Below are 24,723 nucleotides of genomic sequence, written 5' to 3'. Positions count from 1 at the left end.
GCCCTTCGACCACCCCTACTGCTGCGTACGGCCCATCTCCGTGGCGAAGGCCGCCGGATCACTGTCGAAGCCCCGGATCATGGCACGCATCTCCCAGGCTCCGGACTCGTCACGGACGAACTCCGCCACCGTTGCCGCGGTAGAGCCGGCGACGGCCCCGAAGTCGTCCGAGAACAGCTCCCGATAGCCCTCGACCACCACGACACCCACGTTGGACATGTCGGCGAAGGTGCGCGAGACGCCCTTCTGGTGGATCGCCACCCCGACGACGACGCGACTGTAATCCGTCGCCAACCGATCGAGTTCCAGGACCATCGCCTCGACGAAGCCGAAGCCCTGGCCGGTCTGGCTGTGGCGGGTCATCGTGATGGTGCCGTCCGGCGACCGGCTGTCGGAATGGGTGACGTACACGGGCTGCCCCCAGGAATCAGCCTCGGCATAGGTCCCGGCAATGATGTCGAGGTGACGAGGCACCTGGCCCAGCGGACTCGGATTCCACCGAAGCCTCACCTCGACCTTCGTCAGTCCCCTGCTCACGATGCTCACCCGTGCCTCCCCGGCTGCTGCCCGACTCTCCCGCTCGATGAAGTATGGCGTGCCGATGGCCCTTTGATGCCTCGTCACGGGCAGGTGCCACCCCTTGGGCCGGCGTCCCCGGCCATCGACCCGATGCCGGCGCACCAGGCGGCGGGAGGGAAGAGGCGCGGCCGACGGACCGCACCATCCGCTTCGGCGTCCGGCTGCACGGTTCAGGGGCCGACCCACGCCGACCCACGCCGACCCACGAGGAAGGCGCTGAGGGCGCCGACCGGCACTGTCACGCCAAGCCGGCTCTGCCGGCCGCCGGCCGGCCCCTCACCTTCACGGTCCCGGCCGACACCGCCCTCGGTCACGGCGGTGCCGGTCGTCGTGGACGCCCGCTGCTCTGCCTGCGACCAGGAAGAAGACGGTCGGCATCAGACCTTCGCGCCCACCGTCCTTCCCGGGCCGCAGACGTCGCCCGGGGCGCGGCCTGCTCAGGCGTCGATGATGACGGGGATGATGAGGGGCTTGCGGCGGTGGGTGCGGAAGGCCCAGTTGGCGACGGCGCGAGCGATGAGCTGTTCGAGTTGGCGTGCGTCCCCGACGCCTTCCTCGGCCGCGGTGGCCAGCGTTTTCTCGATCACCGGGATGACCGGCTCGAAGGTGGTGTCGTCATGGACGAAGCCGCGGGCCAGGAAGTCGGGCGCCTCGGCAAGGGCTCCGGTGTCCGCGTCCACGATGGCCACCACGGTGACGACACCTTCCTCTGCGAGGGTGAGTCGGTCCTTGAGGGACGCTTCGGTGGCACCGCCGACTTCCATGCCGTCCACGTAGACGTTGCCGGCGGGGACCTTGCCGGTGATGGAGGCGCGTCCGTCGACGAGGTCGACGACGACACCGTCCTCGGCGATGACGACTCGCTCGGGGTCGACCCCGGTACGGATGGCGAGGTCGGCGTTGGCGCGCAGGTGGCGGAACTCGCCGTGCACCGGCATGACGTTGCGCGGTTTGACGATGTTGTAGCAGTAGACGAGTTCGCCGGCGCTCGCGTGCCCGGAGACGTGCACCTTGGCATTGCCCTTGTGGACCACGTGGGCGCCCCACCTGGTGAGTCCGTTGATCACCCGGTAGATGGCGTTCTCGTTGCCGGGGATGAGGGAGCTGGCGAGCAGGACGGTGTCGCCTTTGCCGATGCGGATCATGTGGTCGCGGTTGGCCATGCGTGACAGTGCGGCCATCGGTTCGCCCTGGGAACCGGTGCACACCAGGGTGATCTTGTGATCCGGGAGCTTCTCCAGCTCCTTCGTGCTCACGACCAGACCGGACGGGACCTTCAGATAGCCCAGGTCACGGGCGATGCCCATGTTGCGGACCATGGACCGGCCCACGAAGGCGACCTTGCGGCCGTGCTCGTGGGCGGCGTCCAGCACCTGCTGGATGCGGTGCACATGGCTGGCGAAGCTGGAGACGATGACCCGCCGCGGCGCGGTCCGCATCACCTGCTCGATCGCCGGGTTCAGCTCACGCTCGGAGGTGGTGAAACCGGGTACCTCGGCGTTGGTGGAGTCGGTGAGGAACAGGTCCACGCCCTCCTCACCGAGACGGGCGAAGGCGCGCAGATCGGTGATGCGATCGTCGAGAGGGAACTGGTCCATCTTGAAGTCACCGGTGTGCAGCACCATCCCCGCGCCGGTGCGGATCGCGACCGCGAGGCTGTCCGGGATGGAGTGGTTGACCGCCACGAACTCGCAGTCGAAGGGGCCGAAGCCGCGCCGGTCACCTTCGCGCACCCGCACGGTGCGCGGCCGGATGCCGTGTTCCTTGAGCTTGGCCTCCAGGAACGCCAGCGTCAGCTTGGAACCGACGAGGGGGATGTCGGACCGCTCGCGCAGCAGGTACGGCACACCGCCGATGTGGTCCTCGTGGCCGTGGGTCAGCACCACGGCCACGATGTCGTCCAGGCGGTCCCGGATCGAGGTGAAGTCCGGCAGGATCACGTCCACGCCGGGCTGGGTCTCTTCGGGGAAGAGCACGCCGCAGTCGACGATGAGCAGCTTGCCGGCGTGCTCGAAGACGGTCATGTTGCGGCCGATCTCCCCCAGGCCGCCCAGGGCGATGACCCGCAGCCCTCCTTTTGGCAGGGGCGGGGCGGTTTTCAGCTCGGGGTGCGGATGACTCATACCCTGACGCTACCCGAGACGGGGATGGGGTGATCCACTGCCTGCCTGCCGGGCGGGTGCCGGGGGGCGAAAAACGCAGAAGTCCGGTCGGGTCGGCCCGGGACGAGCCCAGGGCGGCTTGCCCTGCCGTCGGCTGCCGTGACGCGGCTGATCAGCGGTTGTCGTCCGGAAGGTCCGGGCGGTGGACGCTGAGGCTGCCGTAGGCCGACAGCACGCCTGCCACGTCACCGGGTCCGCGCCGGAGGGTGGTGTCCAGGAAGGCGAGCGTGGTCGCGGCGACGACGTGCGGGCTGTCGGTGCGGCCCAGGGAGCCGACGATCGAGGGCACAGGCGGCAGGTACAGGGGGCCGTCCATGAAGGTGAGGTGTGCGGCGCCGGGGATGGTGAGCCGTTAGCTGGTCGCGGTGTTGCGCTTGAGGGCGTTGGTGAGGCGGGGGATGTAGTGCGGGTCGGTTCCCGGGGTGACGGCCTGGGTGAGCGCGAGTGTCGGCTGGCGGAGTGAGGGGGAGGTGGGGCCGTGGGGGTAGCCGTCCAGATCGATGACGGCGTCGAAACGGCGGTCCCGCCGGGCTGCCTGGAGAGCGGCGGCACCGCCCATGGAGTGGCCGGTGACCGCGGCCCGGCTGGTGTCCAGGCGTCCGGTCAGCGATCCGGCCATCTCACCTCGGTCCAGATGATCCAGCCGGGTGAGGACGAAGCTGAGGTCGGCGGCCCGAACGGCCGTCCAGTCGACCGCCAGTTCGTCGTCCTTGGCCCGGTCTCCGGTGGAGTCGGTCCTGGTGTGAACCGTCCGGCCGTCGGCGAGGACGACGGCGGCGGAGTCGTACGGGTGGTCGAGGCCGGCGACCACATAGCCGTGGCTGGCCAGCTCCTCCGCCCAGGCGGTGTTCTGAGTGCGCACTCCGCCCGACCCGGGAGAGAACAGCACGACCGGGAACCCTTCGCCCCCATCGGCCGGCGGGGCGTCGAAGACCGCATGGGTGTGGGCACGCGGGACGCCGTCCACCAGGAAGCCGGGCAGGCCGACCTGGCGGGCGAGGGCGTCGGAGACGGTACGTGCCTCGTGCTCCGTGCGTCCGAGGTACTGGGCCCGCCGCGCGCCTGCGGGAGTCCTCTGTGCGGGATACCAGAGCTGGACCACGACCGTGCGCCGGTCGTGCGGATCGGCGGTGAACGTCTCGGGGCGGTGTGGGTCGGTCCACTGCGTCACCCGGGTGCCGACCGCGAAACGGCCCGACGGCTCGGGGAACGCGGGTACGGGAAAGGCCCAGGCGGCGACCGGACCCGTGGCCGTCAAGCCGAGGCAGGCCACCGAGCCCGGCAACGCCAGCCACCACCGGGCCCGCCGCGCCGGCCGGCCGGTACGGCGTCGCAACAGGGGGGAGACAGCGAACGGCAGCGTGACGCCAGCGCCTGCCAGTACCGGCAGCATCTGCCAGCGGATCCCCACCGCGCTCAGCACGATCGCGGACAGTGCGAGAACCGCCACCGCCGCGATCGTGACGCCTGGGCGGGCCGCGGGGGGAAGCCAGCGCGCCGCCACCAGCGTCACGGCACTGAGCAAGGCGAGGAATTCCAGTGGGGACATGTACAGCCCCCCCGATGATCTCGGTCACCCGGCCATCCTCAGGGCGGGGCACACGCTGCCACATCGGCCCCGGGTCGCGATCGCATGCGACCAGGGTCGCAATCGAGTACCCCAGGCGAACGGCCGCTGTGCGACCGCAGGAGGTGGCGGGCTCCTCCTGCGGTCGTATCTCGGCGCGGTGCCGTCAGACGGTGGACTCATGTTCTACGCAGGCCCGCGGCTACCGCGACGGCAACACGCGCGGGAGCGGCCGGAGTCTGTCCGTGGGTCAGCGCCGGCGTGGCGCCCTGGCCCGGGCGATCCTGCCCGACGCACGGCCTGCCCGTCCCTCTTGCGAGGTCCCCGGCCAGGCGCTTCAGCCCTCGAAGAGCGCCGTCGCCACCGGCACCGCCAGCAGCAGGCTGAGTCCGATCAGGAGGAAGCGCTCCAGCCACAGGATCGCGGCGAACTCGCGCAGCGTCGCGGCCAGCCAGTAGGCGGGGGAGGTCGGCGCGCCCACGACGTGCACGGGCACGCCCACGCGGCGGGCCAGCAAAGTCGTGCGGTAGACGTGGAAGCCGCTGGTGACCACCGTGGCGCGGTGACCGGCAGCGGTGCCGTCCACGAGGGCCGCGCTGAAGCGGAGGTTCTGCCCGGTGTTGACGGAGCGGTCCTCCCGCACGATCCGGTCGGCGGGCACTCCGCGTCCGCGCAGATAGTCGGCCATCGCCTCCGCCTCGGAGCGGACCTCGTCGTCGCCCTGGCCGCCGGAGACGACGAACACCACCCCAGGCGCGTCCGGTGCGCGGGCGGCGTCGATCGCGAGGGCGCGCTCCAGCCTGCGGCTCAGCAGCGGGCCGGGCCGGTCGCCGTCGAGCCCGGCGCCCAGGACGACGACATGGGTGGTCTCCGGCAGAGGGGTGCTACGGCCCCGGACGAACACATAGCCGGCGAAGACCAGGAAGAGCAGCGTGAGGTATCCCGCGGCCGCGTTCACCGCGACCAGGGGGGCACCGAGGGCGCCGCCGCCGACCGCCAGGAAGACCGCGTTGAGACCGAGCACCGCCAGCACCGCGCAGCCGGCGGCTCCCGTCGCCAGCAGTGCTGCCTGCGGCCCGTAGCGCCGAATCAGCAGGACGCCGTCGGCCAGCAGCAGCAAGCCCACCGCGAGCCCCAGGAGCAGGGCGGCAACTGCGAGGACAGTGGCGATGCCCGGGTGGGCCGCCGCACTGCGCGCGGCCACACCGACTCCGGCAGAGGTCACCGCGAGGCAGAACAGGACGGCGGCGGAGAACCGGTGCGGTGCCAGCCAGGCGTTGACGACGCCACCCGCGGCGAACACGACCGCCGCGAGGTACTCCGGGTACTGAGGCATGTGCCGCACCGCTCCGCTCTCCCGCCCGCCGGGCCGCCGCCCGTACCCGCCCGTCTCGCGCCGCCCGCGGGTCCCCGAACCCGGCACGCACGCCTGCGGCCATACTCCCAGACCTGGTGTGGTGCACCGAACGCGGGCGGGTCGTGGTGCGTTCGACGGGACCGGCATGTCGTGGCGCCTTGACCTCAAGTCAGGTTGACTTTCTACGGTCGCTCCGCTGAAACCAGCTCACGCGAAGGCGGAGAGGCAGGCAATGGAGTACTCACACAGCGATGCCGAACTGATCAAGCAGCCCATCGGCTACTGGAGTTGGGCGGCCTACAAGGCCGTCGTCAGCCGCACCCGGGAAGCGCTCGCCCGGATCGGCACCACCCAGCCGCAGTGGTGGGTTCTGGCGCAGGTCGCACGCGCCGGGACCGTCAAGACCCGCGACGAGGTGTCCCGCCTCCTGCGCGACTACCTCGACACGGGTCCGCAAGCCATGGAGTCGGAGATCGACACGACCATCGAACGAGGCTGGATCACCGAGGACGCCGAGGGACGTCTCGGTATCACGCCGGAAGGCAGGGCGTTCTACGACGAGGCCGCGGCCCTCCAGGACGAGCTGTGGGCGGAACGGCACGCGGGCATCTCCGACGCGGAGTACCTGACCACCCTCAAGGTGCTCCAGCGGTTCATCCACAACACCGGCGGGCGAGCCTGGCACCACTGAGACCGACGGGGCCACACCTCCCCGCTCCCCTCCCCCGGCGCCCGACCCGCGTGACGCACGGGCCGCGGGCAGCATCCGGGCACGTCCCGGACGCTGCCCGTGCCGATGCTCTCCACCACCGCGAACCAGCCCGCGCGTTTCAGGGGTGACTCGCCGCGCTGATGTAGGTCTTGGTGACGTCGTTGATGAGATCGCGGCTGCTGTCGGGGTCGAGGGCCTCGGCCTGAAGGTGGTCGTACAGCACGCCGTAGTGCTGCGCATCGGAGGGCTTCTCCAGAAAGAGATCGCCGGTGAACCGTTCCAGATACACCACCCCGCCTCCGGGACCGTCGGCGGACCGCAGGACGGAGAACTGCCCCGGCAGGCCCGGATGGGCACCCACCGCGTAAGGGAGGGGCTGCACCGTGATGTGGGGCTCTGCTCCGAGGGCTTTCAGGTGCTCCAGCTGTGAGCCGCTCCGCCACCTCAAAACCCTTCAGCCCGCTGGCCTGGCGCAGCCGACGCAGCTCGGCCCCGCGCGACCAGGCCCGGCGTCACCGCTGCGGCCCGGTGTCCGTCCCTGCCGGACGGGTCTGCCAGGTGCTCCTCCCCCGCAAGTCGTCCGGCCTGAGGGGTGGGGAGGCCGGGCGGCCGGCGAGGCGGCGCGCACGGCCCACCGCCTCGCGGGAGCCGGCGGAGCTGCTCGTCAGCCCCGGCCGAGGACGCAGAACTCGTTGCCCTCCGGGTCGGTCAGGACGATCCAGGGGACGTCACCCTGCCCCACGTCGGCCCGCTGCGCACCCAGACCTTCGAGCCGGGCGACCTCCTTGGCCTGGTCCTCGACCGGGTCGGGCCTGACGTCGAGATGGACGCGGCTCCGCACGACCTTGTCCTCCGGCGTGCGGCGGAACTCCAGGTACGGGCCGACGCCCTCGGCCGAGCGCAGCAGGGCACGGTCGTCGGTCAGCTCAAGCACGGTCCAGTCGATCGCCTCGCCCCAGAACCGCACCATCGCGCGTGGATCGGCGCAGGCGACGACCACGGCGGCGATGGGCCCGGTGTCCCGGTAGAGCTCCCTGGGCTCCAGAACGCTGAACACGTTGCCTTCCGGATCGGCCCACATCGTGCACGGCACATCGCCCTGGCCCACGTCGACGGGCGTCGCTCCGAGGTCTTTCAGACGGGCGGCCAACTCCGCCTGGTGGGCGGCGGAGGCGGTGGACAGCTCCAGGTGCACGCGGTACCTCACCGTCTCCGGATCCGGTACGCGGACGAGGTCGACGCAGACGGCGGACGGGTCCGGCCAGTCGAAACCCACCGGCTCCAGGTTGGTCACCCCGGGGCCTTCACTGGAGACACCCCAGCCGAGCACCTCCGCCCAGAACCGGCCGAGCGCCACTTCGTCCCTGGCCTTGAAATTCACCTGAACAAGTCGCAGCGTCATGCTGCGCACCCTACGCGCTGCCGCATGACCTTTGGCCATGATTTTCGGCGATCCTGGCATGGCCGGTGCGCTCACGACGTCGCAGCCGCCCCCCTCCCCATCGCGCCCTACCACAAGCGCGGGTTCGGCACACGGCTGTCGGCCTTGTGAAGCCGACTCACACTGCCTCCTTCCGGCTCGCACACACGCACCAAGCGTGAATCGGCGGGATGTGCGGACTGTGCGGCCGTGGGCGCTGTCAGGCTGGCTGCGGGTGATCGCGAGACGGTGGCGGCGCCGCCGGAGGTGTCTCCGGCGCTGCGGACGGCGTCCGTTGGGGGAGCCGAGGGGGCGGGCATGACAGCGGAGTGGTGCATGGACGACGGGCCTGCCTCTCCCCTTGCCACCGAGGGCACAGCTCGGCCGGGTCCGCGCGAGGTGCCACGGCACGTCGCGTGCGTGATGGACGGCAACGGCCGGTGGGCGGCGCAGCGCTCCCTCCCGCGCACAGCGGGGCACCGTGCCGCCGAGACCACGGTGATCGACGTCATCGAAGCAGCGCGCGCGGCCGGAGTGGGCTGGCTGAGCCTGTTCGCGTTCTCCACCGAGAACTGGCGTCGCCCGGACACCGAGATCGCCTTTCTGATGCACCTGGTGCGCCGGGTGGTGCGCAAGCATGCCCCGCTGCTGCACGCGCGGGGCATCCGCTGCCGGTTCCTCGGCATGACCGACCCCCGCATCCCTCCGGCGCTGGGACGGGACATCGCCGACCTGATGACACTGACCGGTGACAACCGGCGGATGACGCTGACCGTCGCCTTCGACCACGGCGGGCGCAGGGACATCGTCGAGGCCGCACGGTCGCTGATCCGCAGCGGCGTGCCGGCCGAGTCCGTGACCGAGGACGGCTTCGCCGCTCACCTCCCCTTTCCCGACACCCCCGATGTGGACCTGGTCATCCGCACCTCCGGTGAACAGCGCATCTCCAACTTCATGCTCTGGCAGGTCGCCTACGCCGAGTGGATCTTCCCGCCGGAGCTGTGGCCCGACTTCCGCGCACCGGACTTCCTCGAGTGCCTCGACGCCTACCGGCAGCGCTCGCGCCGCTTCGGCGGCGTACTGCCCAACCAGAACGGAGAATCACGATCGTGACCACAGCGGACAGCCCTCACTCCCCCACCGCCGACACCGGCACGGGGGATCCGCGAACCGGGGATCCCCACTCGGCAGGAGAGCCTCTGTTCGGCCCCGGATCACAGTTCCACACGCTCTTCAACGACCCGCGCTGGGCTTTGGCGATGATCCGGGCCACCGTGCTCGAGGCCGCGCACCCTCAGATCGGCGCCGCCCTGATCGAGAACTCCACCTTCGTCGTGCATCCCTGGCGGCGACTGGGCAACACCTTCACGAGCCTGCGGCGCATGTTCGGCCCCGACGACCAGGTGCGGCAGCGGGAGGCGACACGGCTCAACCGCATGCACGCGCGCCTGCACGGCACCGATGCCCGCGATCGTCCGTACGACGCGATGGATCCGCGGGTGCGTGCCTGGGTCGTGGCCACCTTGTTCGAAAGCACCGTCACGATGTGCCGGCTCGGCGGACAGCCCCTGGAGCAGCAGAGCATGGAGCAGCTGTACGCCGAATTCCAGGCGTATCTCGCCGCGATGGGAGACGATGCCGACCATCTGCCGCCCACCCTGGACGAGTTCTGGCCCTACTTCGACCGGGTGGTCGCTGAGGAGCTGGAGAACACCGAGGCGATGCGGATCATCCTCTACAGGCTCTTCGACCACCTCCCCGCTCCGCCGCTGCTGAACGGCTTTCCGGCCCTGTGGGCGACCGGCCGGGCCGTCGCCGGCCCCGTCATCGGAGCGATCACCGTGGCGTCCCTTCCCGAGCCCTTCCGGCGGCGAGCCGGTCTGCCCGAGATCGCGGGAGTCCAGACCGTGATGCAGGGTGCCTACCTGGTGGCCGGTCTGGCCCGGTTCCTGCCCGAGGGGTGGATCCAGGCCGACAGGATCGCCGAGACGGTGATGCTGTCCCCCGACAGCGACGATCCCCGCGCGAGGACGGTCGCCGCCCTGCGTGAGCAGATGAAACGGGCCGGCGCCCTCATCCGTCTCATCACTCCCCTCCCCCCGGAACCCGAACCCGCCGCGGCCACCACGGCACAGCGCAGCGCGGAGGAGTTCTTCACGGACGTCCTCGACCAGACCGGGGACGGTTACCTGGACTGGCCGGACCTCGCCGCCATGGCCCGTGAGATGTCCAGCCGCCTCGATCTGGACGAACCCGAGGAGACCCGGCTCTACAACGCCTACGCCGACTGGTGGCGCGAACTGCAGGCAGCCCTGGACACCGACGGAGACGGCCGCGTCAGCGCGCACGAGTACGCCGCGGCCGTTCCCTCGCTCGCCGGTCCCGCGCTGATCAGGGTCGCCGAGGTCCTCTTCGACGTGACCGACGAGGACGGCAACCAGCACATCGACGCCGATGAGTACCGTGCGCTGTTCCGGACCGGGTTCCGCCGGGACACCCCGGACGCCGACGGAACCTACAGTCGCAGCGCGTTCATCAACGACTTCCTGTCCTTCATGTCGGCACGTCGCCGCACCACCCCCTACGACCCCCTGCTCGCCGAGGCCTGACCGCCGGGCAGGGCGACGGACGGCGACCATCACCGAAAGGACGGCCGAAAGGACGATCGTGGCGTCCACGCGGCAGTCGACGGGCAACACGCAGGCGGCCACGCCGGCCCGGCGGAGCCGGTCCCCCTCGTCTCGTCGCGTCCACTGGTGTCGCGGGGCCGGCTCTTGCCGTAGGGCGCGATACGACACTCACGCGGTGTCGCGCGGTGTCAGGGGTGAGCAGTGTGCGCGGGTCGATGACTCGATAGCCGCCGGCTGCGAACGCGTCGAGGATGCGGGGCAGGGCCTGGGCGTCGATCACCTCCGTGCGTCCCCGTGACGCCCCGGCATGCATCCGCAGGATCGCGCCCGGGCGCAGGGCGTCCACGGCCCGCTCCATTGCGCGGTTCACCGTCATCCCGCCTTCGGTCCCCTTCCAGCCGTTGGTGTCGGTGGTGTACTCGATGTCCGCGAAGCCGAGGGCGTTGACCTCCCTGATGTGAGCGGGACTGGTCTCGCCGTACGGGAACCGGAAGAACGGCGTCAGCGCGTGGCCAGCCCCGGCCGCGTGTAGAGCCCTGTCTGCCGCCGTCACTTCGTGCCGTCGTCCGGCCTCGCCCACGTCCCTGAAGTGGGGTGGCTGAAGGAGTGGTTGCCCGGTCCGTGGCCGGCCGCCGCGAGCCTGGATGTTCAACGCGGCCGGTGAACTCGCCCGTCGCAGCGCGCCCGCCACGTTCTTCGTGACCGGCGACTTCGCCGAACGCCACCCCGAGGTGGTGAGGACGCCGTACTGTCGGCCGTCCTGCTATGGCCCCTCGCGCAGGGTCCGGCGGCCCGGCCGACTGAGACCGTCATGCCGCACCTGGCGGCGACGGCCATGGAGAGCAGAGCGCTGCGGGCGTTGTTCGGATCGCAGAATCGGGTGATCCGTACGCGCGAGCGGAGGATCGCCTGTCCCGAACAGGCGCCGGCGCGGACGACGGCCGGTGACCACCCGCCGCGTCTCGCGCGGTCAAGGAACACCTCGGCCGGAAGCGGGGCGACCGGACCTCCAGACCGCGGCGGATCTCGCGGAGCCAGGACGGAAACAAATACTTGGCTAGCCACATTATCCCTGCTACGTTGATTATGTGTCCAGCCACCTAAATGGGTGGTGACGCGAGAGGAGTCGTCATGAGAGCCATGCTGTTCGACCGCTTCGGCGGCCCAGAAGTACTACGTGAGGCGGACATCGAGGTCCCGAAGCCCGGGCCCGGGCAGCTCCGCGTCCGCGTCGAGGCCGCCGGACTGAACGCCCTGGACGGCAAGATCCGTTCCGGGGCGCTGGAGACGGTGTTCCCCACGCCGCTGCCGGCCGTCCCCGGCGGCGAGCTCGCCGGCGTGGTGGACGCCCTCGGTGAAGGCGTGCAGGACGTGCACGTGGGTGACGAGGTGCTGGGCTGGTCGGACACCGGCTCGTACGCCGAGTACGCGCTGGCCACCACGGTTGCCCCCAAGCCCCCGGGCCTCGACTGGCAGCACGCGGCCGCCCTGCCGGTGGCCGGCGAGACCGCCGAGCGGGTCCTGAACCTGCTCGGTGTCAGCGCCGGGGAGACCGTGCTGATGCACGGCGCGGCCGGCGCGGTCGGAACCCTGGCGGTCCAGCTCGCCACGGCCCGCGGAGCGCGGGTCATCGGCACTGCCGGCCCCACGAACCAGGACTACCTCGCCTCGCTCGGCGCCACGGCGACCCGCTACGGCGAGGGCCTGGTCGAGCGAGTGAGGGCACTGGCCCCCGAGGGCGTGGACGCGGTGTTCGACCTGGCCGGGAAGGGAGCCCTGGAGGACTCCATCACCCTGCGCGGCGGTACCGAACGCATCGTCACCATCGCCGACTTCCGCGCCCACCAGCTCGGCATCACCTTCGCCAACGGCCCCCAGCGGCGCTCGAGCGCCCGCCTGGCCGCTCTGGCGCAGGACGCCGCGACCGGCAAGGTCGTCACGACCGTCACCGCCTACCCGCTCGCGCGGGCCGCCACGGCCCAGCAGGTCAGCGATGCCGGACACGTCCGGGGCAAGCTCGTCCTCACCGTCGACTGACCGGACTCGCCTCCTTCCTCACTCCCCCCTTTGCCGACGCCACCCTGTTGATCACGGAACCGAAGGACCCTCCATGCTGAATTCGCTGTGGACACCGACCACCGTCGGTGCCCTGTCCCTCCCGCACCGCCTGGTCATGGCCCCCATGACCCGTGACCGCTCCACCCCCGAAGGGGTGCCGACCGAGCTGAACGCCGAGTACTACGCCCAGCGGGCGTCGCACGCGCTGATCATCACCGAGGGAACCCAGCCGAACGCCGACGGCCAGGGCTATCTCCTCACCCCCGGCATCCACAACGACGACCAGATCGCGGGCTGGCGCAAGGTCACCGACGCCGTGCACACGGCCGACGGCCGGATCGTCATCCAGCTGATGCACACCGGACGCATCGCCCACCCCGACAACACCCCTCACGGGCGCCGGCCGGTCGCCCCCTCCGCGATCAAGCCCCGGGGAACGATGTTCACCGCGTCCGGGCCGCAGGAAATGCCAACACCCCGTGCGTTGTCGACGCAGGAGGTCGCGGCGACCGTCGACGACTTCCGCCGCGCCGCTGCGGCTGCCGTCGCGGCGGGCGCCGACGGCGTGGAGATCCACGGCGCCAACGGCTACCTCGTGCACCAGTTCCTGTCCGGCAACACCAACCAGCGCACCGACCGCTACGGCGGTTCCCTCGAGGGCCGTATCCGCTTCGCCGTCGAGGTGGCCGCCGCCGTGGCCGACGAGATCGGCGCCGAGCGCACCGGCCTGCGCATCTCCCCAGGCAACTCCTACAACGACATGGCCGAGTCCGACACCGCCGAGCTGTACCCGGCGCTCGTGCGCGCCCTCAGCCCGCTCGGCCTCGCCTACCTCCACGTCCTCCACTCGGGCGACGAGGAACTGCTGGGCATCCTGCGCCGGCTCTGGCCGACCACGCTGATCCTCAACCGGGCCGGCACCGACCTGCCCACCCGCGCCAAGGACATCGAGAACGGCACGGCCGACCTCGTCTCCGTCGGCGCCCTCGCGCTCGCCAACCCGGACCTCGTCGAACGGCTACGCTCTGACGCGCCGCTGAACACCCCCGACCCGGCCACCTTCTACGGCGGCGGAGCGGCCGGCTACACCGACTACCCCACCTACACCGTCTGAGGAACCGCATGTCCGTCCCCACACCCCGCATCCCCAGCACGGCCGACGAGGGGCCGATGAGCTACGCGATCTTCCAGCTCGCTCGTGCCCATCGTGCCCGCGCCGCCGTCATGCTCCGCGAGATGGACCTGCATCCCGGACAGGAACTGCTGCTGATGCAACTGCTGGACCGGGACGGTCAGACCCAGTCCGAGCTGCTCGAAAGCGTCGGCCTGGACCACTCCACGGTCTCCAAGTCCCTGCGCCGTATGCAGGACGCCGGCCTGCTCGTCCGCGAGCCGGCCGAGCACGACCGGCGCGTCATGGTCGTCCACCTGACCGACAAGGGCCGTGCCCTGCGCGAGCCCCTCGCGGCCATGTGGCGAGCGCTGGAGGAGATCTCCGCGCAGAACCTCTCGGCGCAGCAGGCGAAGTCCTTCGTCCGCACCGCCTACACCATCACCGACGCGATCAACAGCCGCGCCGTGCCGCCGGAAGAGTCCGGGTAACACTCGGCACCACAGGCCGTGCCGAACGGAACCAGGGGGCGTTCCTCGACCAGATCGCGACCATGGCGGGTAACCCGCTCGACGAGGGCCGCCTGTTGTGGATCGGCAAGACCACTGTCCCGCAGGCCTTCGTCCACCCCTCCGATCTCGCGGCATAACTGGCGGCCGCCGTCGACGCCGGGGCCGGCAACGGTGAGCGCGTCGACATCGGCTGGGACCGTCCGGTCAGCATGCGCGAGATGGCCGACCTCATGGGCCACCGGGCCGGGAGGAAGATCAAGGTGCGGGCCGTCCCTTCCGCCGACACCCGCCGGCGGCAGCTCTTCGGCACCGTCCCTGCAGCCGAGGACGTCCTCGCCCGGTACACCGGCGGGCCGGGGACGGCGCAGCAACGGTGACCGGTCCGCCCGCCGTGCTCGCGGGCGTCGGCAGGAGCACGACTGAGAGGACAGCCCGTCGAACTTTGGCCGAAAGTACACCCCTTGATGCGGCTGCCCGCACCCGTCGAACGCGACGCGGCCGTTACGCGACGCCGAGAACCGCCGTGCACCATTACGCGATACCGAGAACCGCCGTGCGCCACACGCCTGAACCAGACGGCAAAGCACGGTGCGCTTAGCACACGGCGTGTCTGCCGCCGCCTTTTCTCGACGAAATGAGCTTTCCGCCGCAACTCCCCTGCCCCCAGGCATATTCCAGGGCGGCCTGATGGCTAGCATGAGCCACGTGTTCGATCCGGAGGCCGGTCATCATCTTCCGGGTCCGGCGATGCTTCAGTCGTCCACGCACCTCCTGCTCTCACGGACCGAGGGACCGCGGAATGCCAGTGCCTGCCCCAACCCGTCAGCGTCGATCCTCCAAAGCGGCACGCTCCTCCCCGGTCCTGTTTCCCGTGTTGCCGGTCGGCGCGGCGCTCGGCGCCGGTGCGGCGAGCGTCCTCGCTCCCGCGAGCGCCCGTCCGTGGGTTCTCGGCACCGCGGCCGTCGCCTGGATCTTCCTCACCGCCGTCACCGTCGGCTCCTCGGTCCTGCTGCGCCGGGCGCGTCAGCAGGCGGCGGCACGGGGCGAGGAACTGGAGATGACCAAGAACAACTGGGCGCAGCAGGGAGCCGAGGCGGCGCAGTTGGTCAACACGGTCCTGCCCGCCCTGGTGTCGCAGTTGAAGAACGGCGCCGACGCGGACGACGCCCTGGCCGGCGTCCGCTCCCCCGCCGACCCGCACCTGCGCAGGGTGTTGCACGTCTTCGCCACCGAGGTGAGCGGAGCGGTACGGCGCGCGGGCGAGGTGCGGCGCGAACTCGACGCGACCAGGAGCGAACTGACCGCAGCGGGCGAGGAACTGGAACGGCTGACCCAGCACACGCTGCCCGCGGCGGTGGCCATGCTGCGGGAGGGCAGTTCCGCCGACACGGTCCTCGCCGCGTTCGACTGGCCGCGCGGCCCGTTGCTGCGCGCCACGGCTGAATCGTTCGTCCGCGACCTCGCCTACAGCGAACGCCGCTCCTCAGCGGCTCAGGCCGCCTCCGCGAAGGCGCTCAGCCGGGTCCAGGCCAAGACGGTCAGCATGCTCGCTGAGCTGCGGGAGATGCAGGAACGGCACGGCCAGGAGGTCTTCGGTGATCTGCTGCGTCTGGACCACAGCACCTCCCAGCTGGGTCTGATGACCGACCGGCTGGCGCTGCTGATGGGCGGCCGCTCCAGCCGTGTCTGGAACAAGCCGATCGTGATGGAGAGCATCCTCCGCGGCGCCGTCGGCCGGATCGCCGCCTACCGGCGGGTGCGGCTGCACAACGCCAGCCGGGCCGCCATTGCGGGCTTCGCCGCCGAGGGCGTGATGCACCTGCTGGCCGAACTCATGGACAACGCTGCCAACTTCTCCCCGCCGATCGACGAGGTCCACGTGTACGTCGAGGAGGGCAGCGCCGGGCTCGTCGTCACCATCGAGGACAGCGGTCTGAAGATGTCCGACGCCGCGCTGCGCCGGGCGAAGGAGTCCGTGTCGGGCAAGGTCACCGACCTCGCCTCGTTGCAGGGCACCCGTCTCGGCCTGGGTGTGGTGGGGCGCCTCGCCGTCAAGTACGGCATCAGCGTCAACTACCGTCCCTCCTCCCGGGGCGGCACCGGCGTCGTGGTGCTCCTCCCGCCCGAGCTCATCGCACAGCAGCGCGAGACGGCGCCCGCCGAGAAGCCCCGCGCCGCGGCGGAGGTGCCGGCCACCCACACCGCCGCGGTCGAGGAGTACCCCTCTCCCGTGCGGCCTCAGGCAGCTCCGGCCGACGACGTGGCGCCCGCCGACCGGATGCCCCGCAGGCGCACCCCGGCCACTCCCAACGGGCTGCCCGTCCGCGCCCCCGGCCGCACGATGGCCGAAGCGGAGCGGAGCCGGCCGAAGCAGGCGGCCGAGCCGTCCCGCGCGGCTCGGCACGAGTCGGGTCCGGCACGTGACGCCGGAAGCCGGTTCGGCGCCTTCCACCGCGGCCGGCAGGCCGGTGGCTCCACCGACGCCGAAACCGGAACAGGTCCCGGCGCTGGCACCGAAACGGGTATGGGAACCGCCACCGGATCCGGCACCGGAAGCGCAACCGGAACAGGCACCGGATCCGGTGGCGAGACCGGGCCCGACACCGAGAGCTAGGCCCCGCGCCCTCACCCCTCGCGGCCGCACCGGCCGCACCACTCCCGCACCACCCCCGCACCTCGTTGGATTGGAGGAACGGGCCGGACGACCTCCGAGGTCAGCACCGGCCCACCCACCATGGAGACCACTGACAACAGCCTCACCTGGCTCTTGACGAACCTCTTGGAGCGCACGCCGGGTACGCGGCACGCCCTCGTCCTGTCCAGGGACGGCCTGAAACTGTGCTGGACCGAGCACATGACCCTCGACCAGGCCGACCAGCTCGCGGCGATCTGCTCGGGCATCCAGGCACTCGCACAAGGCGCGTCCGTGGAGTTCGGCGACGGGTCGGGCGGTGTCCGGCACTCCATGACCGAGTTCCACGGCGGTCTTCTGTTCATAGTCGAGGCCGGTCAGGGCGCCCACCTCGCGGTCGTCGCCGAGGAGAGCGCCGACCCGGGCGTCGTGGGCCACCAGATGACGGAGATGGTCGAGCAGATCGGCGAACACCTGCGGGCCGAACCGCGCACAACCGCCACCCGGGGTGCCACCGCGTGATCCACAAACCCGTGGACGTCGGTGATCCCGACCGGCTCTACACCGTCACGGGCGGGCGCAGCGAAGCGGACGACTCGTTCGACCTGGTGACGCTGATCGTCAGTGAGTGCGAGCCCGCCACCGGCATGCAGTCGGAGCACGTACGGATCCTCGAGATGTGCCGCCACCCCACGGCCCTGGTCGAGATCGCCGCCGAGCTGAAGCTGCCCATCACCGTCGTCCGGATCCTCCTCGGTGACCTCCATGCCATGGGCAAGGTGAGCGCCCGTCACCCCCGCGCGGCCGCATCCGTCGCGGACCTCCCCGAAACCGCCCTGCTCCAGGAGGTGCTCCATGGGCTCCGCAACCTCTGAGCTGCCCTACCAGCGCACGCCGCTGGCCGATGCCGCCGAGACCGGCCTGAAGATCGTCGTGGTGGGCGGTTTCGGTGTCGGCAAGACCACACTGGTGCGCGCGGTGAGCGAGATCCGGCCGCTGAACACCGAAGAGGTGATGACGCAGGCCGGGCAGGGCGTCGACGAGACGGCCGGTGTGGAACGCAAGACCACCACCACCGTCGCGTTCGACTTCGGACGCATCAGCCTCAACGAGCAGATGGTGCTGTATCTGTTCGGCGCCCCGGGCCAGGAGCGCTTCTGGTTCCTGTGGGACCGGTTGTTCTCCGGCACGCTCGGTGCGGTCGTCCTCGTGGACACCCGCCGGATGGAGGACTCCTGGTATGCGATCGACCGGCTCGAGCATCACAAGACCCCGTTCGTGGTCGCCGTCAACCGTTTCGACGACGACGAGAACCGGTTCTCCCTGGAGGAGATCCGCCAGGCGCTGGCCCTGGGTGAGCACATACCCATGATCGACTGCGACGCCCGGCTCAGGTCGTCCGGCAAGGAGGTCCTCATCGCTCTGGTGGAGCACCTCTACGCGTTGGCACTGATCCAGGAGAGGACACCGTGAGCGACACCACCTCGTCCGTCGGGATGCCTCCGTCCGGCTGTCCCGCGCACCCCGGTGCCGTACGTCTGGGCGGACTCGAGTACCAACGGACACCCTCGCAGCTGTACCGCACGATCCGCCGGGAGCAAGGGTCCGTCGCGCCGGTGCTGCTCGACGGCGACATCCCCGCCTGGCTCGTGCTCGGCTATCCCGAGGTCTCCTACGTGACCGGCCACGACGAGCTGTTCGCGCGGGACTCCCGGCGGTGGAACCAGTGGCCGAACATTCCGCCGGACTGGCCGCTGCTGCCGTTCGTCGGTTACCAGCCGTCGGTGCTCTTCACCGAGGGGCAGGAGCACCAGCGTCGCGCGGGCGTGATCACGCAGGCGCTGGAGGGCGTCGACCAGTTCGAGCTCACCCGTGAGTGCCAGCTCATCGCCGAACAGCTGATCGCCTCGTTCTCCGGCAGTGGCGAGGCCGAACTGATGAGCATGTACGCGCACGCCCTGCCGGCCCGGGCCGTGCTGTGGATGTGCGGTATGCCGCAGGGCAGCGCGGACACCGAGCGGCTCGTCGACGACCTGCGCATCTCCCTGGACGCCGGCGAGGGCGACGACCCGGTGGCGGCGTACGCGCGCGTCGGGGAGCGCATCATGCGGCTCGTGAAGGAGAAGCGGGATCGCCCCGGCCCCGACGTCACCTCGCGGATGCTGCTCGATCCGGCCGGGCTCAGCGACGACGAGATCGTGCAGGACCTGATCTCGGTGATCGCCGCCGCACAGCAGCCCACCGGCAACTGGATCGGGAACACCCTGCGGCTGTTGCTGACCGACGAGCGCTTCGCGGTCAACGTCTCCGGCGGCCGGGTCAGTGTCGGGGAAGCTCTGAACGAGGTGCTGTGGCTGGACACGCCGACCCAGAACTTCATCGGCCGCTGGGCGGTGCGTGACACCCAGCTCGGCGGGCGGCTCATCCGGGAGGGCGACTGCCTGATCCTGGGTCTGGCCGCGGCCAACACCGACCCGCAGATCTGGCCCGAGTCGCATGTCGGCGCCGAGAACTCCGCGCACCTGTCCTTCAGCAACGGCGAGCACCGCTGCCCGTATCCCGCGCCGCTCCTGGCGGACGTCATGGCGCGTACGGCCGTGGAGACGCTGCTGGAGCACCTCCCCGACCTCGTGTTGGGCGTGGAGACCGACGAGCTGACCTGGCGACCGTCCATCTGGATGCGTGGTCTGACCTCTCTTCCGGTGCGGTTCACGCCCTCGGTTCGCTAGCGCGCTCGGCCCGGGGCGCCCGCGTTCCGGGTCCGGCGACCCCGCACCGCCGGGTCCTGCGCGGGCGCGGCGCCGGTACGCCACCCCGGGCGACGGCCGGACCCGGGGCGGCGTGGGGAGGGTGCTCAGCCGGTGACCGGCGTGAAGCGCACCGGCAACGACTGCGGACCACGGGTGAACACACCCTGCTCGACCGGGTCGAAGCCGTCGGCCAGCCGGAGGTCGGGCATGGCGTCGAGCAGTTGGTTCACGCCGATCTCGACCTCCGCCTTGGCCAGCAGCGCGCCGACGCAGAAGTGCCGCCCGAGGGCGAAGGCGAGGTGGTCGGCGGCGGCCGAGAACGCCGACGTCGTGTTCAGGTCGTCGCGGAAGATGTCGAACGTGTCGGGGTCGCGGAATCGGCGTTCGTCCCGGTTGGCGGCGCCGATGAGACAGGTGACCGTCGCTCCCGCCGGGATGGTGCCGCCGCTGACCTGCACTTCGGTGGCTGACTGCCGCATGATCATGTGGACCGGTGGGGTGTAGCGCAGCGTCTCGGCGAACGCGGCCGGGATCAGGCTCCGGTCGGCCTGGACCGCCGCGAGTTGGTCGGGGTGCCGCAGCAGGTTGGCCAGGATGCCGGCGATCGCCTTGTCCGTGGTCTCCCCGCCCGCGGCGAGCAGCAGGCTGCAGAACGCCTTGATGTCCTCGTCGCTCATCCGCACGCCGTCGACTTCGGCGGCGCAGAGCGTCGACAACAGGTCGTCGCCCGGGTTCTCGCGCCGCTCGCGGATGATCGGGATCATGTACTCGGCGAACTCCACCCGGGTGCGCTCACCCGCCGCGGTCACCTCGGGATCCCCCGAGAGGTTGCCGAGGAAGGCGATGACGGCCGTGTACCAGCCGTGGAAGCGGGCGTGGTCGGCCTTGTTCAGGCCGAGCATGTCCGCGATGACGTTCACCGGGAAGCGGGTCGCGTAGTCCTGGACGATGTCGGCGGAGCCGGTGTGCCGGAAGACGTCGATCAGTTCGCGCGAGTTGCGCTCGATGACCGGCAGGAACTTCTCCCGCAGGTCACTGCCCCGGAAGGCGGGCGCGACCAGAGCCCGCCGGACCGCGTGCTCACGCCCGCTGAGCTGGAGGATCGTCTTGCCGTGGACCGGTTCCAGTTGCCAGTCGTAGTTGTCGGTGGTGAACTCCGACTCCTTGTCCTTGAAGACGCGCTCGACGTCGGTGTAGCGGGAAATGATGTAACTCTGGGTGGGTTCGTGCCAGATCAGGGGTTCTTTCTCGCGCATCGCCGCGTAGGCGGGGTAGGGGTTCGCGGCGAACTCGGGCGAGAGAATGTCGGGCACCTGCTGGGCAGTGGACACGGAACTCCTTGCGTTGGACAGAGTGTCAGCGACCACAGGTTATGGATCTTTCCGTGGCTCAAACAGTCCCTTCCTGGCCGAAGTTGGGTACGTGAGGGGGCCAGTCCAGGGAGGCCGGAGTCGGGCGGCCTGCTCTCCGGGCCGCGTCGTGCTCCTGAGCGGTCATCACGCTGGGGGAGGCCACCGAGGGCGTCACGCACTCCGGGGCGCGGTGCGCCCTCGCTGCCGGCGATTCCAGGCACCGGCACTGACCATGTCTGCAAAAGCCACTGGTCGCTTCGAGCGAAAAGGCGCACGTATGGCGTATGGAGCAGCTTGTGACGAAAAAGGGGGATGTGAGCGGCCGGAATTCGAAACGGCGTCGTCCGCGCGACCGGAGGATTCGTCGATGTCTTCGAGGGCGCCAGTGAGAATACCGGCGACTTGGACGGCCGGTCAGCCTTCGCGAATATGATCCTCTTCCCGCTGGCGAGTGGTTCCAGGAACATCCACGTCCAGAACTGGAACGAGGGGCAGCCCGACGACAAGGCCGACGTGACGCTCACCTTGCGCAACTGACAGCTGACGGCCGATGGAGAAGCGGCCGACCGGGCAACCCGCTGCGGCATGTCCGTTCAACACTCAACAGGTTTCACCGTCCCTCGGACGGTTAACCAACAGCTTCAACGATGATCGCCGCCTTTCAGGAGGATTCATGACCACAGCCCGGGAGATCATGACCGAGGGCGCGGAATGCGTGGGCGCCGAGGACACCGTCCTGGACGCGGCCCGCAAGATGACTGAACTCGGCGTCGGCGCACTGCCCATCTGCGGCACCGACGACCGCCTCAAGGGTGTGCTCACCGACCGGGACATCGTCGTCAAGGTCCTCGGCGCCGGCAAGGATCCGGCGCAGGTCAAGGCCGCAGACCTCGCCCAGGGAGAAGCCGTCACCATCGGCGCGGACGACGACGTCGAGGAACTCCTGCGCACCATGGCCTCCCACAAGGTGCGCCGCCTGCCCGTCATCGACGGCCACCGCCTGGTCGGCATCGTCGCCCTGGCCGACATCGCCCGCGCCCTGCCCGACCGAGCCGTCGGCGACCTGCTGGAAGTCATCTCCAGCGACTGACCCCGCATGGGCCGCAGCAGGACCGCAGCAGGAGGTGGGGCCACAGCCGGTGGCTTCAGCCCCACCCCTGCGTCGCGGAGATGGCGCTCCCCTGCGGTGACCACCTCGATGTCGTTTCCGTCCAAGACGCCTGTCCCGGCCGCGACCTAGGCTCGTCCCAGGAGCTCAGCCCTGAGGAGGAGACGCAGATGCGTAAGTTGGTCTACACCGGTTTCATGTCGCTCGACGGTGTCCTGGACTCGCCCGGCGGGCCCGAGGAGGGGCACCGCAACGGTGGCTGGGTGGTGAAGGACCTGGAGTTCGTCCCGGAGGCCTGGTCACTGAAGGCCGAGGAACTCGCCGACACGACGGCGCTGATGTTCGGCCGCCGCAGTTACGAGGCCTTCGCATCCGTCTGGCCCGCCTCGGAGGACCACGCCGCCTACCAGGAACTGCCCAAGTACGTGGTGTCGAGCACGCTGCCGGACGACGCCCTCGTCGGCGGGTGGGGTCCGTCGACGATCCTGCGCACGACGGAGGACGTCGCCAAGCTCAAGGAGAGCGAGGGCGGCTCCGTCTACATCCACGGAAGCGCCGAACTGGCGCGGCGGCTGTCGGAGGCCGGCCTGATCGACCAGTACAACCTGCTCGTCTTCCCCGTCCTGCTCGGCGCCGGAAAGAGCCTGTTCCACCGGGCCGACCGTGACAAGCAGATGCTGTCGCTGCGGGAGTCGCAGAGCTACTCCAACGGAATCCTGAAGCTGATCTACGACGTCAAACGCTGACCAGGTCGAGTGCGATCGCGCCGCCCGCGCCGTCGCGCAGTTGCCCGGCGGTGCGGCCCACGTAGGTGCGCAGCGCCCGGGCGAGGTGCGGCTCGTCGAAGTAGTCGAGCTTGGCGACCACGTCGGCGCCCGTGACACCGGCCGCCAGCAGTTCCGCCGCGGTGCGGGCCCGCTCGATCTGCCGTACCGCCCCCCGCGTCAGACCGGTGGCGGCCCGGAAGCGGCGCTCCACGGTCCGCCCCGACACCGCCGGATCGTGACCGCGCAACACCTCGGCGACGAGCGGGTCGCGCACCACGATCCCGGCATCGACCAGCCGCTCCACCAGGGCCTCGGCGTCATCGGCTGTCGGGGTCTGCCAGCGGGCGCCGTCCAGTCGGAACGTCCGGCGTGTGGTGTCGGGGAGCTCCACGCCGCCGTCGACCAGCTCCGGGGTGGGCAGGACCCGCAGCGAGGTGCCCACGGCGAACTCGATGCCGGTGAAGGCAGCGCCTTCCGGGACCGGTGCCGTGCTCGTCCGGGTCTCCGGGCCGGTGACGGTCGCGTGGGACCGGCCGTCCTGCTCATAGAACACCAGGCCCCAGCGCACCCCCGCGACGGACGTCATCGTCGTGACCTGCTCGCTGGTACAGGTCCATACGCTGTCGGCCCACGGTGAGTCCGACTGACGTATGTCGAAGCGCAGCTCCACACCCGCAGGATACGACGGGCAAGACGGCGGGAACCGGCCGAGAGGCCTCCGACGGGGTCGTTGAGTGGTACCTCGTCCTGGCCGGGCCGGCATCCGCCGACAAGGTGACCGCGCTCCGGGCCCGCGCCCCGTGCGACCAGGACCAGGGCCGAGAGCTGACGGAGCGGCCCCACACGCAGGTCACTGATTGACAGACCTCAGAGGCTGGTGCGGGCGTGTGGTGGCCGGTCGACGTAACGGCCGTCGGCTGTTCGGCCGTGTAGGTTCGGTGCGGCACCGGCGCGGTCCGGGGCCGGCGGGGTCGATGACCCGTGCCCGAGCCAGGTCTCGGCCACACGGCCGGCCAGTCACCTCAAGGCGGGTGTCCCGGCCGCCCGGCCCACGGCGAAGCATCGGCCGCCTGCGCGCCGCTCCGCCTGCAGGCCCGCCTCGGAGTCCTCGAAGACCACCGCTTCGTCGGGTGTGACGCGCAGCCGCCGGCAGGCGAGCAGGTAGCCCCAGCGGTGCTGTTTGCCGTGGGTGACGCCTACCGCGCTCACCACCGTGCTGATCTGGTCGGCGAAGCCGCACCGTGTCAGGTGGTCGTCCCCGTGCCCACGGCCACCTGACGTGACGACGGCCGGCGCCGCTCCTTGCCGCCTGATCCGGCTGCACGGCCGGTGTTCGTCATGACGTTCTCGTCTGCCGCGTGTTCGACCCCCTGCCGTGTACCTCGTCGTCGGGGTCCGTCCGGGGCAGTGCGGCGAGGAGTTGCAGCTTCTCGTCGCTGTCGCTGTGCCTGTCGGGGTAGTAGACGACGAGGATGACGTCGTCGACGGGCAGTTTGTCGCGGTGCAGGCGTAGCTCACCGACGACCGGGTGGTGGACGGTGGTGGTGCCTCCGTCGAGGTTGCGGACGTCGTGCCGGGCCCACAGGGTGCGGAACCGCTGACTGGCCAGGGCTAGAACTGGCCGGAGAGGGTTTCGGGACCGTCCGCGTCGACGTCACCGACAGTGCCTCCGTCGCCTCCGCCCGTGACAGCGTGCTCGCGCAGTACCCCGAGCTGGACACCGTGGTGACGATGTCGGGCGTCATGCTCTTGGAGGACCTGCGCGATCCCGCGCACTTCTGAGACGGCACAGACGACGATCGACACCAACCTGCTGGGCACCATCCGGGTCGTCGACGCCTTCACCCCGCACCTGGTCGGACGCGGCGCAGGAACGTTCATCACCGTCACTTCCGGCACCCCGCCGCCCTGGCCGCCGCACTGTGGCCCGTGCGGGAGATCGCCACCCGCTACGAACGGCTCACCGCCTTCGCGCGGTACTGCCTGACCGAGCTGAGCGCCGCCGA

24 protein-coding genes and 2 pseudogenes are annotated in these 24,723 nt (G+C 70.5%); 15 read left to right on the top strand and 11 right to left on the bottom strand.

The features are described 5' to 3' along the window. Nucleotides 1–15 precede the first annotated feature (15 nt). The 5 genes from ABTZ58_RS18875 to ABTZ58_RS18860 form a co-directional block, all read right to left on the bottom strand. Nucleotides 16–546 carry a TerD family protein gene (locus ABTZ58_RS18875; RefSeq protein WP_351357526.1) on the bottom strand — a complete coding sequence of 177 codons (531 nt, stop codon included), beginning with the start codon at nt 544–546 and terminating at the stop codon, nt 16–18. 470 nt (nt 547–1,016) lie between these two features. Further along, entirely contained in the window at nt 1,017–2,702 is a 1,686-nt protein-coding gene (locus tag ABTZ58_RS18870) for a ribonuclease J (RefSeq protein WP_351357523.1), read from the bottom strand. A 151-nt stretch (nt 2,703–2,853) separates the two neighbouring features. After that, a complete protein-coding gene (locus tag ABTZ58_RS40220) occupies nt 2,854–3,057 on the bottom strand; it encodes a hypothetical protein (protein ID WP_502996095.1) in 204 nt (67 codons plus the stop codon). A 36-nt stretch (nt 3,058–3,093) separates the two neighbouring features. Further along, entirely contained in the window at nt 3,094–4,290 is a 1,197-nt protein-coding gene (locus tag ABTZ58_RS18865; protein WP_502996094.1) for an alpha/beta hydrolase family protein, read from the bottom strand. Between the two features lie 355 nt (nt 4,291–4,645). Continuing rightward, nucleotides 4,646–5,644 carry a YdcF family protein gene (locus tag ABTZ58_RS18860; RefSeq protein ID WP_351357520.1) on the bottom strand — a complete coding sequence of 333 codons (999 nt, stop codon included), beginning with the start codon at nt 5,642–5,644 and terminating at the stop codon, nt 4,646–4,648. A gap of 253 nt (nt 5,645–5,897) precedes the next feature. Here ABTZ58_RS18860 and ABTZ58_RS18855 point away from each other — a divergent pair, with 253 nt between their 5' ends. Beyond that, nucleotides 5,898–6,356 carry a MarR family winged helix-turn-helix transcriptional regulator gene (locus ABTZ58_RS18855; RefSeq protein ID WP_351357517.1) on the top strand — a complete coding sequence of 153 codons (459 nt, stop codon included), beginning with the start codon at nt 5,898–5,900 and terminating at the stop codon, nt 6,354–6,356. Between the two features lie 139 nt (nt 6,357–6,495). Here ABTZ58_RS18855 and ABTZ58_RS18850 read toward each other — a convergent pair whose 3' ends face one another. Together ABTZ58_RS18850 and ABTZ58_RS18845 are read right to left on the bottom strand one after the other, a co-directional pair. Continuing rightward, nucleotides 6,496–6,825, bottom strand: a complete 330-nt coding sequence (locus ABTZ58_RS18850) for a Scr1 family TA system antitoxin-like transcriptional regulator (protein WP_351357514.1) — start codon at nt 6,823–6,825, stop codon at nt 6,496–6,498. 216 nt (nt 6,826–7,041) lie between these two features. Continuing rightward, nucleotides 7,042–7,779 carry a VOC family protein gene (locus ABTZ58_RS18845; protein ID WP_351357511.1) on the bottom strand — a complete coding sequence of 246 codons (738 nt, stop codon included), beginning with the start codon at nt 7,777–7,779 and terminating at the stop codon, nt 7,042–7,044. Nucleotides 7,780–8,133: 354 nt separating this feature from the next. Between ABTZ58_RS18845 and uppS the strand changes: the two genes are divergently transcribed. From uppS to ABTZ58_RS18790, 11 genes are all read left to right on the top strand, one after another. Further along, nucleotides 8,134–8,910, top strand: a complete 777-nt coding sequence (gene uppS / locus ABTZ58_RS18840; RefSeq protein WP_351357508.1) for a polyprenyl diphosphate synthase — start codon at nt 8,134–8,136, stop codon at nt 8,908–8,910. Between the two features lie 86 nt (nt 8,911–8,996). Next, nucleotides 8,997–10,406 carry an oxygenase MpaB family protein gene (locus ABTZ58_RS18835; protein WP_351357675.1) on the top strand — a complete coding sequence of 470 codons (1,410 nt, stop codon included), beginning with the start codon at nt 8,997–8,999 and terminating at the stop codon, nt 10,404–10,406. Between the two features lie 1,152 nt (nt 10,407–11,558). Next, the gene (locus ABTZ58_RS18830) at nt 11,559–12,464 is read left to right on the top strand and encodes an NADP-dependent oxidoreductase (protein ID WP_351357505.1); all 906 of its coding nucleotides are present in this window, start codon (nt 11,559–11,561) and stop codon (nt 12,462–12,464) included. Between the two features lie 73 nt (nt 12,465–12,537). Then, a complete protein-coding gene (locus tag ABTZ58_RS18825) occupies nt 12,538–13,599 on the top strand; it encodes an alkene reductase (protein WP_351357502.1) in 1,062 nt (353 codons plus the stop codon). A gap of 8 nt (nt 13,600–13,607) precedes the next feature. Then, a complete protein-coding gene (locus tag ABTZ58_RS18820) occupies nt 13,608–14,087 on the top strand; it encodes a MarR family winged helix-turn-helix transcriptional regulator (RefSeq protein ID WP_351357499.1) in 480 nt (159 codons plus the stop codon). A gap of 239 nt (nt 14,088–14,326) precedes the next feature. Next, complete coding sequence (locus tag ABTZ58_RS18815) at nt 14,327–14,485, top strand: hypothetical protein (RefSeq protein ID WP_351357496.1); 159 nt, start codon at nt 14,327–14,329, stop codon at nt 14,483–14,485. 422 nt (nt 14,486–14,907) lie between these two features. Further along, entirely contained in the window at nt 14,908–16,722 is a 1,815-nt protein-coding gene (locus tag ABTZ58_RS18810) for a sensor histidine kinase (protein ID WP_351357493.1), read from the top strand. A 120-nt stretch (nt 16,723–16,842) separates the two neighbouring features. Next, on the top strand, nt 16,843–17,262 hold the full coding sequence (locus ABTZ58_RS18805; protein WP_351357490.1) for a roadblock/LC7 domain-containing protein: 420 nt from the start codon (nt 16,843–16,845) through the stop codon (nt 17,260–17,262). Next, nucleotides 17,259–17,615 (top strand): DUF742 domain-containing protein, encoded by a 357-nt coding sequence (locus ABTZ58_RS18800; RefSeq protein WP_351357487.1) that lies wholly within the window; start codon nt 17,259–17,261, stop codon nt 17,613–17,615. The genes ABTZ58_RS18805 and ABTZ58_RS18800 overlap by 4 nt, the downstream gene beginning before the upstream one ends. Then, entirely contained in the window at nt 17,596–18,213 is a 618-nt protein-coding gene (locus ABTZ58_RS18795) for a GTP-binding protein (protein WP_351357484.1), read from the top strand. Before ABTZ58_RS18800 ends, ABTZ58_RS18795 begins: the two co-directional genes overlap by 20 nt. A gap of 23 nt (nt 18,214–18,236) precedes the next feature. Then, nucleotides 18,237–19,469, top strand: a complete 1,233-nt coding sequence (locus ABTZ58_RS18790; RefSeq protein ID WP_502996096.1) for a cytochrome P450 — start codon at nt 18,237–18,239, stop codon at nt 19,467–19,469. A gap of 125 nt (nt 19,470–19,594) precedes the next feature. Here the strand turns inward: ABTZ58_RS18790 and ABTZ58_RS18785 are convergent, their stop codons facing one another. Next, the gene (locus ABTZ58_RS18785) at nt 19,595–20,821 is read right to left on the bottom strand and encodes a cytochrome P450 (protein ID WP_351357478.1); all 1,227 of its coding nucleotides are present in this window, start codon (nt 20,819–20,821) and stop codon (nt 19,595–19,597) included. A 694-nt stretch (nt 20,822–21,515) separates the two neighbouring features. On the opposite strand from ABTZ58_RS18785, the gene ABTZ58_RS18780 reads away from it, so the two are divergent. Both ABTZ58_RS18780 and ABTZ58_RS18775 read left to right on the top strand, forming a co-directional pair. Beyond that, complete coding sequence (locus tag ABTZ58_RS18780) at nt 21,516–21,932, top strand: CBS domain-containing protein (RefSeq protein WP_351357475.1); 417 nt, start codon at nt 21,516–21,518, stop codon at nt 21,930–21,932. A gap of 188 nt (nt 21,933–22,120) precedes the next feature. Next, on the top strand, nt 22,121–22,696 hold the full coding sequence (locus tag ABTZ58_RS18775; RefSeq protein WP_351357472.1) for a dihydrofolate reductase family protein: 576 nt from the start codon (nt 22,121–22,123) through the stop codon (nt 22,694–22,696). Here ABTZ58_RS18775 and ABTZ58_RS18770 read toward each other — a convergent pair. The 3 genes and pseudogenes from ABTZ58_RS18770 to ABTZ58_RS18760 form a co-directional block, all read right to left on the bottom strand. Continuing rightward, on the bottom strand, nt 22,686–23,303 hold the full coding sequence (locus ABTZ58_RS18770) for an AraC family transcriptional regulator (protein ID WP_351357469.1): 618 nt from the start codon (nt 23,301–23,303) through the stop codon (nt 22,686–22,688). The two genes, ABTZ58_RS18775 and ABTZ58_RS18770, sit on opposite strands and share 11 nt — an antisense overlap. 431 nt (nt 23,304–23,734) lie before the next feature. Next, entirely contained in the window at nt 23,735–24,031 is a 297-nt protein-coding gene (locus ABTZ58_RS18765) for an HAD family hydrolase (protein WP_351357672.1), read from the bottom strand. Between the two features lie 22 nt (nt 24,032–24,053). Continuing rightward, nucleotides 24,054–24,332 (bottom strand): annotated as a pseudogene (locus ABTZ58_RS18760) (MmyB family transcriptional regulator); the annotation flags it as partial. On the opposite strand from ABTZ58_RS18760, the pseudogene ABTZ58_RS40215 reads away from it, so the two are divergent. Then, a pseudogene (locus ABTZ58_RS40215) lies at nt 24,332–24,635 on the top strand (SDR family NAD(P)-dependent oxidoreductase); the annotation flags it as partial. The pseudogenes ABTZ58_RS18760 and ABTZ58_RS40215 sit on opposite strands and share 1 nt — an antisense overlap. Nucleotides 24,636–24,723 lie beyond the last annotated feature (88 nt).

Source organism: Streptomyces sp. NPDC094143 (genome assembly GCF_040303825.1).
In the GTDB taxonomy this organism is placed as follows: domain Bacteria; phylum Actinomycetota; class Actinomycetes; order Streptomycetales; family Streptomycetaceae; genus Streptomyces.
Note: the sequence above shows the minus strand (reverse complement) of the source record. Positions and strands in the feature narration are given on the sequence as shown.

Coding starts and splice junctions, on each gene's coding strand:
- ABTZ58_RS18855 (WP_351357517.1), top strand. CDS start 5,898: ATGGAGTACTCACACAGCGATGCCGAACTGATCAAGCAGCCCATCGGC.
- ABTZ58_RS18805 (WP_351357490.1), top strand. CDS start 16,843: ATGGAGACCACTGACAACAGCCTCACCTGGCTCTTGACGAACCTCTTG.
- ABTZ58_RS18820 (WP_351357499.1), top strand. CDS start 13,608: ATGTCCGTCCCCACACCCCGCATCCCCAGCACGGCCGACGAGGGGCCG.
- ABTZ58_RS18870 (WP_351357523.1), bottom strand. CDS start 2,702: ATGAGTCATCCGCACCCCGAGCTGAAAACCGCCCCGCCCCTGCCAAAA.
- ABTZ58_RS18775 (WP_351357472.1), top strand. CDS start 22,121: ATGCGTAAGTTGGTCTACACCGGTTTCATGTCGCTCGACGGTGTCCTG.
- ABTZ58_RS18795 (WP_351357484.1), top strand. CDS start 17,596: ATGGGCTCCGCAACCTCTGAGCTGCCCTACCAGCGCACGCCGCTGGCC.
- ABTZ58_RS18865 (WP_502996094.1), bottom strand. CDS start 4,290: ATGTCCCCACTGGAATTCCTCGCCTTGCTCAGTGCCGTGACGCTGGTG.
- ABTZ58_RS18860 (WP_351357520.1), bottom strand. CDS start 5,644: ATGCCTCAGTACCCGGAGTACCTCGCGGCGGTCGTGTTCGCCGCGGGT.
- ABTZ58_RS18815 (WP_351357496.1), top strand. CDS start 14,327: ATGGCCGACCTCATGGGCCACCGGGCCGGGAGGAAGATCAAGGTGCGG.
- ABTZ58_RS40220 (WP_502996095.1), bottom strand. CDS start 3,057: ATGGACGGCCCCCTGTACCTGCCGCCTGTGCCCTCGATCGTCGGCTCC.
- ABTZ58_RS18790 (WP_502996096.1), top strand. CDS start 18,237: ATGCCTCCGTCCGGCTGTCCCGCGCACCCCGGTGCCGTACGTCTGGGC.
- ABTZ58_RS18845 (WP_351357511.1), bottom strand. CDS start 7,779: ATGACGCTGCGACTTGTTCAGGTGAATTTCAAGGCCAGGGACGAAGTG.
- uppS (WP_351357508.1), top strand. CDS start 8,134: ATGGACGACGGGCCTGCCTCTCCCCTTGCCACCGAGGGCACAGCTCGG.
- ABTZ58_RS18825 (WP_351357502.1), top strand. CDS start 12,538: ATGCTGAATTCGCTGTGGACACCGACCACCGTCGGTGCCCTGTCCCTC.
- ABTZ58_RS18810 (WP_351357493.1), top strand. CDS start 14,908: ATGCCAGTGCCTGCCCCAACCCGTCAGCGTCGATCCTCCAAAGCGGCA.
- ABTZ58_RS18780 (WP_351357475.1), top strand. CDS start 21,516: ATGACCACAGCCCGGGAGATCATGACCGAGGGCGCGGAATGCGTGGGC.
- ABTZ58_RS18770 (WP_351357469.1), bottom strand. CDS start 23,303: ATGACGTCCGTCGCGGGGGTGCGCTGGGGCCTGGTGTTCTATGAGCAG.
- ABTZ58_RS18830 (WP_351357505.1), top strand. CDS start 11,559: ATGAGAGCCATGCTGTTCGACCGCTTCGGCGGCCCAGAAGTACTACGT.